Origin of the sequence: Agrococcus sp. Marseille-Q4369 (genome assembly GCF_018308945.1) — a bacterium.
Taxonomy (GTDB): domain Bacteria; phylum Actinomycetota; class Actinomycetes; order Actinomycetales; family Microbacteriaceae; genus Agrococcus.
On record NZ_CP070501.1, the window covers coordinates 2,523,228 to 2,537,715 of the forward strand.

Consider the following 14,488-nt stretch of genomic DNA (forward strand, 5'->3'; position numbering starts at 1 on the left):
CCGTGCGTGACGTGGAGGAACTGGGGACGCTCGCAGCGCGCTGAGCCGAGCGAGGTGCACGTCGCCGATCGCGTCGACGACGTGCGTCGATCGCTCGAGCGGGTGCGCGAGCGCGGCGGCACGGTCCGGCCGGTCGGCAGCGGCCACTCCTTCTCCGCCGTCGCCCGTCCCGACGACGCCCAGCTCCGCATCGACGGGCTCCGCGGCCCCGTGTCGGTCGACGTCGAGGCGCGCCGCGCGACCGTGCTCGCCGGCACGACCGTGCGCGAGCTCTCGGTCATCCTCGACGAGCACGGACTCGCGATGGACAGCCTCGGCGACATCGACGCGCAGACGATCGCAGGCGCGATCTCGACCGGCACGCACGGCACGGGCCTGCGGCACCGCTCGATCGGCGCATCGGTCGTCGCCGCGACGCTCGTGACGGCCGACGGCGAGCTGCTGCGCGTGAGCGAGACGGAGCGCCCGGAGCTCCTGCCCGCCGTGCGACTCGGCCTCGGCGTGCTCGGCGTGCTCGTCGACGTGACGGTGCAGGCCGTGCCGGCCTTCGCGCTCGAGGCGATCGAGTCGACCGTGCGGTTCGACGTCGTGCTCGACGAGTGGATGAGCCTCAACGAGCGCACCGATCACTTCGAGCTCTTCTGGTTCGCGGCGACGCGGCTCGCGGCGACGAAGTCGAACACGCGCGTCGCTGGCCCGCTCTCGCCGCGCCCCTCGTTCGCCCGCTTCCTCGACGAGCGCGTGCTGACCGACTACGGCCATCGCGCGCTCCTCTCGATCGGTCACGCCGTGCCGCGCACCGCGCCGGCGCTCAACGACCTCGCCGCGCTGCTCATGCCGCGCGGGCGCTTCGTCGAGCCGAGCCACGACGTGTTCAGCGCGCCCCGCCGCGTGCGCTTCCGCGAGCTCGAGTACGGGCTGCCGGTCGAGGCGGTGCCCGAGGCGCTGCGCGAGATCGACCGGGCACTGCGCCGCGTCGACCTCGTGCCGACCTTCCCCTTCGAGCTGCGCGCGACCGCGGCCGACGACGCGCACCTGTCGACGGCGAACGGCAGGGCCACGGGCTACATCGCCGCGCACCGCTGGTGGCGCGAGGATCCGCGCCCGCTGTTCGAGCTCGTCGAGCCCATCCTGCTCGCGCACGACGGGCGCCCGCACTGGGGCAAGCTGCACTCGCTGCGCGCCCCGCAGCTCGCGGCGCGAGTGCCGGGCTTCGCCGCGTTCCTCGCCGCGCGCGACGAGCTCGACCCCGAGCGGCTCTTCTCGAGCGCCTGGACGCGACGCGTGCTCGGCGACTGACCCGCTTAAGGTGGATCGCATGGATCCCCAGCTCATCACCTGGATCGTCGTCGGCGCCGTCGTCGTCATCGCCGTCATCGCGATCGTCTGGATCGTCTCGGCCTCGGTCTCGATGCGGCGGCTCGGCACGAGCGTCGACGAGCGCTGGACGGCGCTCGCCGAGACCCTCGAGCGCCGACGCTCGGTGGCCGCGCCGCTGCTCGAGGTGGCGAGCGAACCGCAGCGGGCGCAGGTGACGGATGCGTTCGCGGCGCTCGAGCGCGCGACCGGCCCGGGGGAGAAGGCCGCGGCGGAGGCGGAGCTGCAGCGGTCGCTGCGCCCGCTCGTGCAGGCGGCCGCATCGCAGCCGGTCGGGTCGTCGGCGGCGGACGCGCGGACGGCGCTCGCGGCGCTCGACGACGACGCGCAGGCCAGGCGGCGCGACTACAACACGGGCGCGCGCGAGCTCAACGCGAAGGCCCGCCGGTTCCCGACGTCGCTCTTCGCGGGCTCCGCGGGTGGGCGTCGCGACTTCTTCGAGGTCGACCAGTCCGGAGCGGTCGCCGAACCGCCCCGCATCCAGTTCTGATGACGGAGCGAAGCCCCGCCGCTCGATCACACAGCCCCGCTCGCCGCCCCCGCCACCTCCCGCGCCCACGTCCCGGCCCCGCGACCTCCACCCGCTCGAGCCCCTGCCACCCCGCCGCCTCCTGCAGCACCGGCGCGATCCGCTCGGCGAGCTCGCCCGCCCGCTCCGCGTGCGCCGGCTCGACGTGCGCGTGCTGCACGCGCAGCACGCCCGCGCGGCGGTCGCTCTTGAGGTCGACGCGGCCGACGAGGTGGTCGTCGACGAGCACGGGCAGCACGTAGTAGCCGTGCTCCCGCTGTGCCGCGGGCGTGTAGATCGAGATGCGGTAGGCGAAGTCGAAGAGCCGCTCGGCGCGAGGTCGGTGCCAGACGAGCGGGTCGAAGGGCGACAGGAGCGCGGTCGCGCGCACGGCCCTCGGATTCCGCGCGCCGGCGCTCCGGTATGCGGGGCGGCCCCAGCCCTCGACCTCGACGGGCTCGAGCTCGCCCGCGTCGACCAGCGCCGCGATGGCGACCTTCGTGTCGGCGATCGGCAGCCGGTGGTAGTCGGCGAGGTCGTCGACGGTCGCGATGCCGAGCGCGATCGCCGCGCGGCGGACGAGGGTGCGGTGGGCGTCGACCGCGTCGAGCTCGACGCGAGCCGCCTCCGGCAGCACCGCTTCGGCGACGGCGTACCGGCGCTCGAAGCGAGAGCGGCCGACGGTGACGAGGTCTCCCCGACGGAACAGGATCGCGGTCGCCCAGTACGCATCCGACTTGTTCCACCACCCGCCGGGCAGCCGCTCGTGCGCCGGGTGCTCCATGTCGCTCGGGCGCATGGGGCCGCGCTCGGCGAACTCGGCGCGCACGTCGTCGATGAGGGTCGCGTGCTCGGCCGCCCACCGCTCGGTGTTGCCGCGCATCGACTCCCGCCGCTTCCACGCCCAGAGCGGCCAGTCGGCGACGGGGATGACCGCCGCCTCGTGCGCGACGTACTCGGTGTAGGCGCCGAGCGAGCGCCCGTGGTCGTGGTGCAGGAGGCGGTCGAGCGCCGAGCGCTCATAGGGGCCCAGGCGCGCGAGCAGCGGCAGGTAGTGGCTGCGCTCGAAGACGTTGACCGAGTCGAGCTGCAGCAGCCCGAGCCGCGCGATCGCCCGATCGAGCGTGCGCGGGCCGACGCGGCCGCGCTCCCCGGGCATCGCGCCGTCGAGGCCGCTCGCCGCGATCGCGATGCGTCGCGCCTGCGCCGCGGAGATCCTCGTCGGTCGCGTCATGCGAGGCAACCTAGCAAGGGCCGCCGACGCATGCCGGTCGCGTGAGGCTCCCCGACCGTAGGATCGACCAATGATCTTCGGACGCCCGCGCGAGGTGCAGCCCCAGCCGATCGTGACCCCGGCTCCGCTCGGCGTGCCGAGCGGGATGCGGATCGCCGGCAGCTGGGCGTGGCGCATCGTCGCGATCGCGGCCGCGACGGCGATCGTGCTGTGGCTCGTCGTCATCTTCCGCATCGTCGTGATCCCGCTCGTGATCGCGGCGCTCCTGACGACCGCGCTCATGCCGATCGTCGACCGGCTGCATCGCGCCCGCTGGCCCCGCGGGCTCGCGGTCGCGGTCACGATCGTGGGCCTGCTCGTCGCGGTCGTCGGGCTCGGCTGGCTCGCGGTGTCGCAGATCCGCGGCGAGTACCCGGAGCTGCAGGAGAAGGCGGTCGACTTCTGGGCCGACACGCAGGACTGGCTGCTCTCGCTCCCGTTCGGCATCACGCAGCAGGACCTCGCCGACTTCGGCACCAACATCCTCGGCACGCTGCGCGAGGACGTCTCGTCGATCGTCTCGCAAGCGCTCTCGGTCGGCTCCACGGTCGGGCAGGTGCTCGCCGGCGCCGTGCTGACGATCTTCGCGCTCATCTTCACGCTCAAGGACGGGCGGCCGATCTGGCGCTGGATCATCGGCATGCTGCCCCGCGCCGCGCGTCCCGCGACCGACGGCGCCGGCCACGCCGGCTGGGTGACGCTCGGCAACTTCGTGCGCGTGCAGGTGCTCGTCGCGTTCATCGACGCGGTCGGCATCGGTCTCGGCGCCTGGATCCTCGGCCTCTTCTTCGACGGCATGCCGCTCGTCCTGCCGATCGCGATCCTCGTCTTCCTCGGCTCGTTCATCCCGATCATCGGCGCGGTCGTCACGGGCGCGATCGCCGTGCTCGTCGTGCTCATCTCCTTCGGCATCTGGCCGGCGGTCATCATGCTCGGCATCGTGCTCCTCGTGCAGCAGATCGAGGGCAACGTGCTGCAGCCCATCGTGATGGGCACGGCCGTCAAGGTGCACCCGCTCGCCGTCGTGCTCGCGGTGGCCGCGGGTTCGACGATCGCGGGCATCGCGGGCGCCTTCTTCGCCGTGCCGGTCGTCGCGTTCCTCAACGTGTTCATCTCCACGATCGCCTCGGGCTCGTGGCGCACGAACCCTCGCCCGACTGTGGAGGACGTCGTCGATGAGCAGCGCTGAGCCGGCGCTCGCGCTCGCCGACTTCGAGGCGGCCCGGGAGCGCCTCGTCGGCATCGCGCAGGAGACGCCGATGGAGCGCTCGCGCTACCTGAGCGGCATGCACGGCGCCGACGTCTTCCTCAAGTGCGAGAACCTGCAGCGCACGGGCGCCTACAAGATCCGCGGCGCGTACAACATGCTCGCGAAGCTGCCCCCGGAGGCGCGCGAGCTCGGCGTCGTCGCGGCCTCGGCGGGCAATCACGCGCAGGGCGTCGCGTTCGCCGCGACCGCGCTCGGCATGCCCGCGACGATCTTCATGCCGGTCGGGGTCGCCCTTCCCAAGCTGCAGGCGACGCGCGACTACGGCGCGGCGGTCGAGCTGCGCGGCCTCGACTTCCAGAGCGCGCTCACCGCGGCGCTCGAGCACGTCGAGCGCACCGGTGCGACGTTCGTGCCGCCCTACGACCACCGCGACGTGATCGAGGGGCAGGGCACCGTCGGCCTCGAGATCCTCGACCAGGTGCCGGATGCGTCCACGGTCGTCGTGCCGATCGGCGGCGGCGGGCTCGCGGCCGGCGTGGCATCCGCCATCCGGCTCCGCGCGGCCGTGGAGGGCCGCGCGGTGCGCATCGTCGGCGTGCAGGCCGAGCGCGCCGCGAGCTACGTGCCGTCGCTCGCGGCGGGGGAGCCGACCACGATCGACGCGCTCCCCACGATCGCCGACGGCATCGCGGTCGCGAGGCCCGGCGCGCTGCCGTTCGCGATCATCCGGGACGCGGTCGACGAGGTCGTCACCGTGACCGACGACGACATCGCGCGCGCGATGATCATGCTGCTCGAGCGGGCGAAGCTCGTCGTCGAGCCCTCGGGAGCGGTCGCGACGGCCGCGATCATGACGGGGCTCGTGGCATCCGACGGTCCGACGGTCGCGGTGCTCTCGGGCGGCAACATCGATCCGCTGTTCATGGAGCGCGTCATCTCGCGCGGCCTCGCGGCATCGCAGCGCTACCTCAAGGTGCGCATCGCGCTGCCCGACCGGCCCGGCCAGCTCGCGATCATCGCGCAGATCGTCTCGGACGAGCAGGCGAACGTCGTCGAGGTGCTCCACTCGCAGCACAACGCCTGGACGTCGATCAGCGACGTCTCGATCGACATCTCCGTCACGACGCGGGGCCCGGAGCACGCCGAGCGCGTGCTCGAGGCGCTGCGGCGCGCGGGCTACGAGCCGCAGGTGCTCTGAGCCGCAACAGCTCCGTGCCGAACGCCCGCACGCGAGAGAGGCGCAGCCCCCGCGGGGACTGCGCCTCTCTGCTCGAGCGGGTGCGGGCCTAGCCGCGGTACGTCTGGACGTCCTTGATCTCGACCTCGATGGTCGCGCCCGTGGGCGTCTCGTAGCTCGCGGTCTCGCCGATGCGCTTGCCGATGATCGCGCGGCCGAGCGGGCTCGCCTCGCTGTAGACGTCGAGGTCGTCGCCAGCCTCGGCGATCTCGCGGTTGCCGACGAGGAACGTGGCCTCGTCGCCCGCGATCGTCGCGGTCACGACGGTGCCGGGCTCGACGACGCCGTCGGCCTCGGGCGCCTTGCCGACCTTGGCGGTGCGCAGCAGCTGCACGACCTGCGCGATGCGGGCCTCGACCTGCGCCTGGTCGTCCTTGGCAGCGTGGTAGCCGCCGTTCTCCTTGAGGTCGCCCTCGTCGCGAGCCTCTTCGATGCGCTTGGCGATCTCGGCGCGCACGGGGCCCTGGAGGTGCTCGAGCTCAGCCTGCAGGCGGTCGTACGCCTCCTGCGAGAGCCAGGTCTCCGTGGTGCCGTTCATGTCGTCTCCTGATATGCACAGAACCGGCCCCGAGTGGGCCGGTCCGTCACTCACTCTATGACAGCCAGCACTCCGAGACCAATCCTGTGGTCGGTCGCTCGGTCGTGCGCACGTCGAGCACGTGGGTGGAGGTGCGGGCCTCGACGGCCGGCAGGTCGGCCTCGCGCCACCCCACGATCGTGTAGGAGCTGTTGAGCGCCTCGACCGCGCACGTCACCGGGGTGCCCGGCTCGACCGTCACCTCGAAGATCACCTCGATCGTCGAGTCGTCGACGATCTCGAAGGCGATGTCGCGCGTCTGCAGCGTCGTCCGTGAGGGATCGGTGCCCACCCACCACACCCACAGCGTCGCGGTGAGCAGCACCGCGATGCCCGCGGCGATGCCGAGCACCCGCTCGCGGCGCGACCAGGCGCGCGTGCGCCCGTAGCGCGCTTCGAGATGGGTCATCGGGGCCTGTCGTGGGAGGATGGACGGTGGATCCAGCCTACTCGCCGCGCCGATCGGCGCCGCGGGGCTGTGGGGAAGGGAGAGGCCGTGCGACGGCTGCTCGCGGTGCACGCGCACCCTGACGACGAGTCGAGCAAGGGCGCGGCGACGCTCGCCCGGTATGCCGCGGAGGGCGCTGAGGTCACGGTCGTCTCGTGCACGGGCGGTGAGAGCGGGAGCGTGCTCAACGAGTGCTTCGAGGACCGCGCTCGCGCGGCCCGCGACATGGCGGGTCTCCGCCGGCTCGAGATGCGCGCGGCCCAGGATGCGCTCGGCATCGATCACGTCTGGCTCGGCTACGTCGACTCGGGGCTGCCCGACGAGGGGGAGCCGCTGCGCGCGCTCTCGTTCGCGACGATCCCGGTCGAGGTCTCCGGCCGCCCGCTCGTGCGGCTCATCCGCCGCTTGAAGCCGCAGGTCGTCGTGACGTACGACGAGACGGGCGGCTACCCGCACCCGGACCACATCCGCTGCCACGAGGTGACGATGTGGGCCGTCGAGCACGCGGCCGCCGGGCTGCCGGAGCTCGGCGAGCCGTGGGAGGTGCAGAAGGTCTACTTCGACCGCTCGATGACGGGCGTGCGCCTGCAGGCGCTGCTCGCCGCGCTCGAGGGGGCGACCCCCGACGACGAGCGGCTGCCGTTCGTGCGCGAGTGGGCTGCGCGGCTCGCGGAACGGCCCGCGACGATGACGACCCGCGTGCACGTGGGCGACCACTTCGAGGCGCGCGACACGGCGCTGCGGGCGCATGCGAGCCAGGTCGACCCCGAGTCGCGCTTCTTCTTCTGGCCCAACGAGCTGCTGCGCCAGGCGTGGCCGACCGACGACTACCAGCTGGTGCGCTCGCGTGTCGCCGCAGCGGACGATGAGGACGACCTGTTCGCGGGCGTCGAGGAGGACTGATGCTGCTGCGCACGCCCGACGAGCTGGGCTTCGACCCCAACCAGGTCACGCCGGGCTGGATCGGCTTCACCGCGACCGCGCTCGTCGGCCTGGTCATCATCCTGCTCATGTTCGACTTCAACCGCCGCGTGCGCCGCATCAACAACCGCGCCGAGGCGAAGGAGCGCATCGAGGCGGAGCTCGCGGCGCGCGATGCCGACGCCGCCGAAGCCGTGGAGGGGGCGGACGCGCTCGCCGAGGGTAGGAGCGATCCTGAGGAGGACCGCGCCGCCGACGCCGGCGAAGCGCAGGCGGACTCCGGCCGCACCGGCGCCTGACCGGCATCACAGCACGTTCACGGATGTCGCGCGCCACTTGCCGTCGAGCCCCTCGAGCCGGATCGCGACAGCGCGCGTGCGCCCGGCCGAGCGCACGACCGCGGCGCCCTCGACCACGCCGTCGGCCGGATGGCACGCCCGCACGCTGCTGACCTCGAACCCGGGCACCGTGCGGCTCAGCTGGCGGCCGCGACGGCGGCGAGCGGCGAGCGCCCGCTCGGTCAGCTGGTCGTAGGTCACCTCGGTCACCCAGCGCGCGATCTGCTGCACGTCGCGCACCCCGAGCAGGATCTCGACGACGCATGCCGTGAGGTTCTCGAGCAGCGGCACCGGATCGGGCAGCTCGGCTGACGAGCACGGCTGGAAGTCGAAGAACTCCTCGGCGTCGACCGAGGTCATCCGCCTCCTATGGGTCTCCACGCGCCGCCCCCTCGCATCCGCCGTCCCCCAGCGGCGGTCCGAGCCGGCACCGTCGTGGGGTGAAGATAGCCGTAACGGCGTTCCTCGCGTGATGGGGAGTTCTGCCCTGTGGAGAACGCCGGGCGCGCCCCGAGCGGCGGCGGTTAGATTCGCCCGCGTGCGGTTCGAGGACCTCTTCGACGATCTCGAGAGCCAGCTCGAGGCCGAGCTGGGCGCCGAGCGGCGCGACCTCGAGGCCGAGGAGGAGCGCTTCCGCATCGGCCGCCTCGAGCTGCGCGACCGCATCGCCGCCGCTCCGCGCACGCTCGACCTCGCGCTCCGGGCCGGCGGGAGGCTGCGGCTGCGGCGGATGGCGCTCGGCCGCGACTGGCTCAACGGCATCGTGCTCGAGGGCGCGCCGGCCGAGAGCGGCGCGATCGTGCCGCTGCACGCGATCGTTGGCGTCGAGCTCGATCACGACGGCGCGGTCGCGTCCGCTCGCGCCGTCCGCGAGCCCGGGGACCTGCAGGCGCGGCTGAGCTTCGGCTTCGCCCTGCGCGACCTCGCCCGCCGCCGCGCGACCGTCATCCTCGAGGGCAGCGCCCCGCTCGCGGGCACGATCGACCGCGTCGGGCGCGATCACCTCGACCTCGCGGTGCACGAGCCGGGGGAGCGGCCGCGTCGCTCGAGCGTGCGCGCGTGGCGGCTCGTGCCGTTCTCGGCCTTCGACTGGGTGCGGCTGCCCTGAGCCCGGCTAGTGCTGCCCGAAGAGGTCGGCGACGCTCGCCGACTGCGCCTGCCGCCACAGGCCGCGGCGGCGCTCGAGCTCGAGCTCCCGGTCGATCCACGCCTGCACCTCGTCGTCGGCGATGCGCCACGCGCCGCGCACGCGCACCCCGACGAGGTCGCCGGCCTCGAGCAGCTCGACGACCGCGGTCGGCGACGTGCCGAGCACCTCGGCGACGTCTGCGACGGCGAGGAATCGCCGCGGTGGGATCGACATGGCCCCATTGTGAGCCAGTCGCGGTGGGAGTGCCCCGAGCCTGTGGAGAACTTCAGCGAAGTCCTGCGCGGCTCTGCGACGCTCGAGCGATCCGAGAGGGGAGGACGCCGTGTCCGCTCGCCGCGCGTGGCTGGATCCGAGGCTCGTGATCGGCGTCGCCCTCGTGCTCGCCTCGCTCGCAGGCGTCTGGCTCGTGGTGCAGCAGTCGTCGAGCAGCGATCGCGCGTGGGCGGCGACGCGCACGCTCCTGCCCGGCGACACGATCGCGGCCGGCGATGTCGAGCCGGTCGACGTGCGGCTGCCGCAGTCGCACGAGCGCTACCTCGACTCGAGCGTCGAGCCGATCGGCATGCTCGTCGCCTCGACGGTGGGCGAGGGCGAGGTGCTGCCCGTGCGCGCGGTGGGCGAGGCCCGGGCAGTGTCGCGATCGGCCGTCGTGATCGAGGTCGACGGCGCGCTCCCGACGGCGGTGCGGGCGGGCGCGCTCGTCGACGTGTGGACGGCGGCGCCGTCCGACGACGGCTTCGACGCGCCGTCGGTGCTCGTCGACGAGGCGATCGTCGTCGGCCTCGTCGAGGACGACGGCATCCTCGCGTCGGCCGCGGCGCAGCTCGAGCTGCTCGTGCCGAGCGATGCGACAGCGCCGCTGCTCGAGGCGATCGCCGACGAGCACGCGCTGAGCGTCGTGCCGCTCGCGCAGCCGGTCGAGGCGGCGCCGTGAGCGTCCTCGCCGTCTCGGCGCCGCTCGAGCGGGAGGACGCGATCGTGCGCGAGGCCGCGCGCCACGGCCATCGCGTGGCGATCCGCGCCGCGACCGCCGCCGACCTCGTCGACCGGCTCGCCGCCAGGCCGGCCGATGCCGAGCCCCCGATCGACCTCGTGCTCGTCGTCGCCGATGAGCACCACGTGAGCCGCGCGCTCGTCGAGGCGTGCGACGCGCGGGGCCTCCGGCTCATCGCACTCGCCGACGATGCCGCGGAGCGAACCAGGGCGCACACGCTCGGGATCGATGTCGTCGGCTGGGCCGACGGGTTCGCGGCGATTGAGGCGGCCGCGACGCCGTCGGCCGGCGCGCAGCCCGCGCGATCCCGGTCGCGCGGCAGGGTCATCACCGTCTGGGGCCCGGCCGGCGCGCCGGGCCGCTCGACCGCGGCGATCGCGCTCGCGGCCGAGCTCGCGCTGCTCGGCCGCAGGACCGCGCTCGTCGACGCCGACACGACGAGCGCCTCGATCGCGCCCGCGCTCGGGCTGCTCGACGAGTCGCCCGGCTTCGCGGCGGCTGCGCGGCTCGCGCGGGCGGGCAGCCTCACCGTCGACGAGCTCGACCGCATCGCGCAGCAGGTGCCCACGATGGGTGGCGTGCTGCGGGTGCTCACGGGCATCGGGCGCGCGAGCCGCTGGCCCGAGCTCGGTGGCGATCGCGTCGCGGAGGTGCTCGAGCGCTGTCGCGATTGGGTCGACGCGACCGTCGTCGACGTCGCCTCGAGCCTCGAGCAGGATGAGGAGATCTCGAGCGACATGTTCGCGCCGCGGCGGCACGCGGCGACGCTCGCCGCGCTCGAGGCCGCCGACGAGGTCGTGGTCGTCGCAGGCGGTGATGCGGTCGGGATCGTGCGGCTCGTGCGAGCGCTGCCCGAGCTGCGGGCGATCGTGCCGAGCGCGCGCCTCCGCGTGGTCGTCAACAAGGTGCGCCCGTCGGCGATCGGCGTCGCGCCCGAGCGGGCGGTGCAGGAGACGCTGCGGCGGCTCGCGCAGGTCAGCCCCGCGGCGTGCTGGCCCTTCGACGGCCGGGCCGCCGACGCGGCGCTGCTCGAGGGGCGCCCGCTCGTCGACGTCGCGGGCCGCTCCCGGCTGCGGCGACGCGTGCAGGAGCTCGCGCTCGCACTGCAGCCGCTCGAGGTGCAGCCGAGCCGGGCGTCGCTGCGCGCCGCCGAGCGGCCGCGGCGTGCGTGGAGGGCCGCGCTACGCTGATCCGGTGACGAGCCTCACGTCGATCGCCCAGCGGTACGGGACCGTCAGCGACGACGATCTGCGCTGGCTGCACCGGCTCGTCTCCGACTTCCAGCTGCTCGCCGATCTCGCGATCGGCGACATCGTCCTGTGGCTGCCGACCGGCGACGACGACGGCTTCATCGCCGCGCAGCATGCGCGCCCGGCCGGCGCGGCGACGCTCTTCTACCGCGACATCGTGGGGCAGCCGGTGCGGAATGCGTGGCGCGAGCAGGTGTCGCGCGCGTTCGAGGAGGGCGTCGCGCTCACCGGCGACTCGCCCGTGTGGGGCGCCGAGGGCGACGCGAAGGTGCGCGCCATCCCCGTGCGGCGGCGCGAGGTCGAGCCGTCGACCCGGGTGGTCGAGCGACCGCTCGCCGTCATCACGCGGCACTCGAACTACGCCGACACGCGCAGCGCCGGTCGGCTCGAGCGCACCTTCAAGGAATGCGCCGACGAGCTCTTCCGCATGATCGCGAGCGCCGACTTCCCCGACCAGGCCGCACCCACCGAGCCTCGGCGCGGTGCCGTGCGCGCATCCGACGGCCTCATGCGGCTCGACCAGGCGGGCGTCGTCACGTTCGCGAGCCCCAACGCGCTCTCGGCGTTCACGCGGCTCGGCTTCGACGGCGAGCTCGAGGGCGAGTCGCTCGCCGAGATCACGACCGATCTGCTCGACGACTCCCACGAGGTCGACGAGGCGCTGCCGCTCGTCGTCACCGGCCGTGCGCCGTGGCGCACCGACATCGAGACGCGCCACGTGACGCTCTCGCTCCGCGCCGTGCCGCTGCGCACCGGTTCCCAGCGCCTCGGGGCGATCGTGCTCGTGCGCGACGTCACCGACCTGCGCGTGCAGGAGCAGACGCTCATCACCAAGGATGCGACGATCCGCGAGATCCACCACCGGGTGAAGAACAACCTGCAGACCGTCGCGGCACTGCTGCGCATCCAGTCGCGGCGCACGAAGAGCGAGGAGGCGCGCACCTCGCTGCAGGACGCCGAGCGCCGGGTCTCGTCGATCGCGGTCGTGCACGACACGCTCTCGGAGGGGCTGAGCCAATCGGTCGACTTCGACGCGGTCTTCGACCGAGCGATGAAGCTGACGAGCGAGCTGGCGTCGCTGCACTCGGCGCGGGTGCGCACCGAGCGCATCGGGTCGTTCGGCGTGCTGCCGAGCGGCTACGCGACGCCGCTCGCGCTCGCGCTCACCGAGCTCGTGACCAACGCGGTCGAGCACGGACTCGCGGGCAAGCAGGACGGGCTCGTGCGGATCACCGCGCGACGCGCGGACGGCTGGCTCACCGTGCAGGTCTGCGACAACGGCGTGGGGCTGCCCGCGGGCCGCGTCGGCTCGGGGCTCGGCACGCAGATCGTGAAGACGCTCGTCACCGGCGAGCTCTCGGGGACGATCGACTGGGGAGCCCGCGCGGTCGAGGGCACCGAGGTCACGGTGCGGGTGCCGCTCGCCTACATCCGCGAGCCCGACGAGGACTGAGCCCGACGCATCCGCCCACGAAGAAGCGGGGCCGCCCTCAGGCGACCCCGCTCTCGACGTTGCTGCTGCGTCAGCCGGCGCGACGGGCGCGCGCGGCGCGGCGCTTGAGGGCGCGGCGCTCGTCCTCGGAGAGGCCGCCCCACACACCGGAGTCCTGGCTCGTCTCGAGCGCGTACTGCAGGCACATCTCGGTCACCGGGCACGTCGCGCACACGGCCTTGGCCTTCTCGATCTGCTCGAGGGCCGGGCCGGTGTTGCCCACCGGGAAGAACAGCTCGGGGTCTACCGTCAGGCAGGCAGCGTCATCACGCCAGTCCATACATGTGCTCCTTGTACATTGGAGGGGGAGAGCGCGCTCGCGGAACAGCCGCAGCGCAGAAGTCTTTGGGCGCTGCAGCACTGCCGCCCGACATTCCATGCTTCCACAGGCACTCCGGAGAGGCAAGGGTTTTCTGCTGTGAGCGATGACGCGAGGGTGCGCCCGAAGACCGCGACGACCGTCGGTCTGCTGCTGCTCGTCGAGGGCCTCGGCATGATCGCGCTGGCCGTCTGGCTGGCGTTCGGAGCGCTCGGGAGCGCCGCCGAGCACATCGCCGGCGGTCTCTTCCTCGCGGTGCTCGCGGCGGGTGCGGCACTCTTCCTCGCGCTCGCCGGCAAGGCCATGCTCGACGGCCGCGCGTGGTCGCGCGCCGCCGCGGTCGTCTGGTCGGTGCTGCAGCTCGGCGTCGCCCTCGGCACGTTCGACGGCGGCGAGGGCCCGGTGTGGCTCGCGCTCATCCTCGCCGGCCTCTCCGCCGCGATCTTCATCCCCGCGCTGCGCGCGAGCGTCACCGGCTGGCTGCGCCGCGAGGAGTGAGCGGGCGGCTCAGCCGCGGAAGGCGAGCCGCTTGTCGAGCATGTCGAGGTGGCCCTTCGCCTTGGTGTTGTAGAAGGCGTGCGTGATGACGCCGTGCTCGTCGAGCACGAAGGTCGAGCGGCGCACGCCCAGGACGATGCGGCCGTAGCTGTTCTTCTCGCCGAACGTGCCCCACGCGCGGTGCACGTCGAGGCCCTCGTCGCTCAGCAGCGGGAAGGTGATGCCGTCCTTGTCGCGCGCCCTGGCGAGCTTCTCGACCGGGTCCTTCGAGATGCCCACGACCGCGTAGCCGTGCTCGCCGAGGTCGGGCAGCGCGTCGCGGAAGTCGCACGCCTGCTGCTTGCACGCGACGGTGAGCGCCTCGGGGTAGAAGTAGACGATCACCTTGCGCCCGCGGAGATCGGCGAGCGAGACGCTCGAGCCGTCCTGGTCGGGGAGGGTGAAGTCGGGAGCGGGCATGCCGGGCTGGAGGTGGGTCATCCCCTCCATCCAAGCAGAGCGGATGCGTCGGCCCGCCCGGGCAGGGCGGCCCGGTGGAGGCGGGTCCGGCGACTGTGCTATCGTTGTTCCTCGGTCGAGAGACCATGCACCTCTAGCTCAATTGGCAGAGCAGTTGACTCTTAATCAATTGGTTCCGGGTTCGAGTCCCGGGGGGTGTACGAACGGAAGGGCCCCTGACTGGCAGAAATGCCCGGTCAGGGGCCCTTTTCGCGTCCCCTGGCCCTTGCGTGGAGGAGGCCAGGATGACACCGCAGTTGCACGAAACCCCGCCCGGGTTGTTGGAAACCCCGCTGCGCCAGTTGGATCCCGCGCCGGTTCGGGCCGGATCACGGCACACATCGAGCCCTCGACGGCTCCCCGCAGATGTGCTTGCTGACCGATCCGAGAAGCCACGG

General features: G+C 73.2%; 17 protein-coding genes, 1 tRNA gene and 1 pseudogene. 12 read left to right on the forward strand and 7 right to left on the reverse strand.

The annotated features are described in order from the left end of the window. Window positions 1-6: 6 nt before the first annotated feature. Together JSQ78_RS12640 and JSQ78_RS13940 are read left to right on the forward strand one after the other, a co-directional pair. Window positions 7-1,299 carry a D-arabinono-1,4-lactone oxidase gene (locus tag JSQ78_RS12640; RefSeq protein ID WP_211448049.1) on the forward strand — a complete coding sequence of 431 codons (1,293 nt, stop codon included), beginning with the start codon at window positions 7-9 and terminating at the stop codon, window positions 1,297-1,299. Between the two features lie 112 nt (window positions 1,300-1,411). Then, window positions 1,412-1,804 (forward strand): annotated as a pseudogene (locus JSQ78_RS13940) (LemA family protein); the annotation flags it as partial. On the opposite strand, the gene JSQ78_RS12645 reads toward JSQ78_RS13940, so the two are convergent. Beyond that, window positions 1,746-3,119, reverse strand: a complete 1,374-nt coding sequence (locus tag JSQ78_RS12645; RefSeq protein WP_211448051.1) for a winged helix-turn-helix domain-containing protein — start codon at window positions 3,117-3,119, stop codon at window positions 1,746-1,748. The pseudogene JSQ78_RS13940 and the gene JSQ78_RS12645 overlap by 59 nt on opposite strands. 70 nt (window positions 3,120-3,189) lie before the next feature. Between JSQ78_RS12645 and JSQ78_RS12650 the strand changes: the two genes are divergently transcribed. Together JSQ78_RS12650 and ilvA are read left to right on the forward strand one after the other, a co-directional pair. Beyond that, window positions 3,190-4,347: an AI-2E family transporter gene (locus tag JSQ78_RS12650; protein WP_249295710.1), complete on the forward strand. Its 1,158-nt coding sequence runs from the start codon at window positions 3,190-3,192 to the stop codon at window positions 4,345-4,347. Further along, on the forward strand, window positions 4,334-5,566 hold the full coding sequence (ilvA, locus tag JSQ78_RS12655) for a threonine ammonia-lyase (protein ID WP_211448053.1): 1,233 nt from the start codon (window positions 4,334-4,336) through the stop codon (window positions 5,564-5,566). The genes JSQ78_RS12650 and ilvA overlap by 14 nt, the downstream gene beginning before the upstream one ends. A gap of 88 nt (window positions 5,567-5,654) precedes the next feature. On the opposite strand, the gene greA is transcribed toward ilvA, so the two are convergent. Both greA and JSQ78_RS12665 read right to left on the reverse strand, forming a co-directional pair. Further along, entirely contained in the window at window positions 5,655-6,143 is a 489-nt protein-coding gene (greA, locus tag JSQ78_RS12660) for a transcription elongation factor GreA (RefSeq protein ID WP_211448054.1), read from the reverse strand. Window positions 6,144-6,198: 55 nt separating this feature from the next. Next, window positions 6,199-6,591: a DUF4307 domain-containing protein gene (locus tag JSQ78_RS12665; protein ID WP_211448056.1), complete on the reverse strand. Its 393-nt coding sequence runs from the start codon at window positions 6,589-6,591 to the stop codon at window positions 6,199-6,201. Window positions 6,592-6,678: 87 nt separating this feature from the next. On the opposite strand from JSQ78_RS12665, the gene mca reads away from it, so the two are divergent. Next, a complete protein-coding gene (mca, locus tag JSQ78_RS12670) occupies window positions 6,679-7,533 on the forward strand; it encodes a mycothiol conjugate amidase Mca (RefSeq protein ID WP_249295712.1) in 855 nt (284 codons plus the stop codon). Beyond that, window positions 7,533-7,850 (forward strand): hypothetical protein, encoded by a 318-nt coding sequence (locus tag JSQ78_RS12675; RefSeq protein WP_211448059.1) that lies wholly within the window; start codon window positions 7,533-7,535, stop codon window positions 7,848-7,850. Before mca ends, JSQ78_RS12675 begins: the two co-directional genes overlap by 1 nt. Before the next feature lie 6 nt (window positions 7,851-7,856). Here the strand turns inward: JSQ78_RS12675 and JSQ78_RS12680 are convergent, their stop codons facing one another. Then, window positions 7,857-8,249, reverse strand: a complete 393-nt coding sequence (locus JSQ78_RS12680; RefSeq protein ID WP_211448061.1) for an Rv3235 family protein — start codon at window positions 8,247-8,249, stop codon at window positions 7,857-7,859. Window positions 8,250-8,427: 178 nt separating this feature from the next. On the opposite strand from JSQ78_RS12680, the gene JSQ78_RS12685 reads away from it, so the two are divergent. Then, window positions 8,428-8,997, forward strand: a complete 570-nt coding sequence (locus tag JSQ78_RS12685) for a hypothetical protein (RefSeq protein ID WP_211448063.1) — start codon at window positions 8,428-8,430, stop codon at window positions 8,995-8,997. A 6-nt stretch (window positions 8,998-9,003) separates the two neighbouring features. On the opposite strand, the gene JSQ78_RS12690 is transcribed toward JSQ78_RS12685, so the two are convergent. Continuing rightward, window positions 9,004-9,252, reverse strand: coding sequence for a helix-turn-helix domain-containing protein (locus tag JSQ78_RS12690; protein ID WP_035254233.1), 249 nt, complete (start codon window positions 9,250-9,252; stop codon window positions 9,004-9,006). Window positions 9,253-9,361: 109 nt separating this feature from the next. Here JSQ78_RS12690 and JSQ78_RS12695 point away from each other — a divergent pair, with 109 nt between their 5' ends. From JSQ78_RS12695 to JSQ78_RS12705, 3 genes are read left to right on the forward strand one after another with little or no spacing between them, the layout of a single operon-like run. Then, window positions 9,362-9,973, forward strand: a complete 612-nt coding sequence (locus JSQ78_RS12695; RefSeq protein WP_211448065.1) for a hypothetical protein — start codon at window positions 9,362-9,364, stop codon at window positions 9,971-9,973. Beyond that, window positions 9,970-11,223: a CpaE/TadZ family protein gene (locus tag JSQ78_RS12700; RefSeq protein WP_211448067.1), complete on the forward strand. Its 1,254-nt coding sequence runs from the start codon at window positions 9,970-9,972 to the stop codon at window positions 11,221-11,223. Before JSQ78_RS12695 ends, JSQ78_RS12700 begins: the two co-directional genes overlap by 4 nt. Window positions 11,224-11,227: 4 nt before the next feature. Next, complete coding sequence (locus JSQ78_RS12705) at window positions 11,228-12,736, forward strand: sensor histidine kinase (protein ID WP_211448068.1); 1,509 nt, start codon at window positions 11,228-11,230, stop codon at window positions 12,734-12,736. A gap of 70 nt (window positions 12,737-12,806) precedes the next feature. Here the strand turns inward: JSQ78_RS12705 and JSQ78_RS12710 are convergent, their stop codons facing one another. Beyond that, complete coding sequence (locus JSQ78_RS12710) at window positions 12,807-13,055, reverse strand: WhiB family transcriptional regulator (RefSeq protein WP_021010012.1); 249 nt, start codon at window positions 13,053-13,055, stop codon at window positions 12,807-12,809. 138 nt (window positions 13,056-13,193) lie between these two features. Between JSQ78_RS12710 and JSQ78_RS12715 the strand changes: the two genes are divergently transcribed. Continuing rightward, entirely contained in the window at window positions 13,194-13,592 is a 399-nt protein-coding gene (locus JSQ78_RS12715; protein WP_211448070.1) for a hypothetical protein, read from the forward strand. A 9-nt stretch (window positions 13,593-13,601) separates the two neighbouring features. Here the strand turns inward: JSQ78_RS12715 and bcp are convergent, their stop codons facing one another. Beyond that, window positions 13,602-14,072, reverse strand: a complete 471-nt coding sequence (bcp, locus tag JSQ78_RS12720) for a thioredoxin-dependent thiol peroxidase (RefSeq protein ID WP_211448072.1) — start codon at window positions 14,070-14,072, stop codon at window positions 13,602-13,604. Window positions 14,073-14,178: 106 nt separating this feature from the next. Here bcp and JSQ78_RS12725 point away from each other — a divergent pair. Further along, window positions 14,179-14,251, forward strand: a tRNA-Lys gene (locus JSQ78_RS12725). The last annotated feature ends 237 nt before the right edge of the window (window positions 14,252-14,488 follow it).

Excerpts from the sequence above, each read along its gene's own strand:
- JSQ78_RS12680 (WP_211448061.1), bottom strand. The coding sequence starts at position 8,249 with ATGACCTCGGTCGACGCCGAGGAGTTCTTCGACTTCCAGCCGTGCTCG.
- bcp (WP_211448072.1), bottom strand. The coding sequence starts at position 14,072 with ATGACCCACCTCCAGCCCGGCATGCCCGCTCCCGACTTCACCCTCCCC.
- ilvA (WP_211448053.1), top strand. The coding sequence starts at position 4,334 with ATGAGCAGCGCTGAGCCGGCGCTCGCGCTCGCCGACTTCGAGGCGGCC.
- JSQ78_RS12665 (WP_211448056.1), bottom strand. The coding sequence starts at position 6,591 with ATGACCCATCTCGAAGCGCGCTACGGGCGCACGCGCGCCTGGTCGCGC.
- JSQ78_RS12675 (WP_211448059.1), top strand. The coding sequence starts at position 7,533 with ATGCTGCTGCGCACGCCCGACGAGCTGGGCTTCGACCCCAACCAGGTC.
- JSQ78_RS12690 (WP_035254233.1), bottom strand. The coding sequence starts at position 9,252 with ATGTCGATCCCACCGCGGCGATTCCTCGCCGTCGCAGACGTCGCCGAG.
- greA (WP_211448054.1), bottom strand. The coding sequence starts at position 6,143 with ATGAACGGCACCACGGAGACCTGGCTCTCGCAGGAGGCGTACGACCGC.
- JSQ78_RS12650 (WP_249295710.1), top strand. The coding sequence starts at position 3,190 with ATGATCTTCGGACGCCCGCGCGAGGTGCAGCCCCAGCCGATCGTGACC.
- JSQ78_RS12710 (WP_021010012.1), bottom strand. The coding sequence starts at position 13,055 with ATGGACTGGCGTGATGACGCTGCCTGCCTGACGGTAGACCCCGAGCTG.
- JSQ78_RS12645 (WP_211448051.1), bottom strand. The coding sequence starts at position 3,119 with ATGACGCGACCGACGAGGATCTCCGCGGCGCAGGCGCGACGCATCGCG.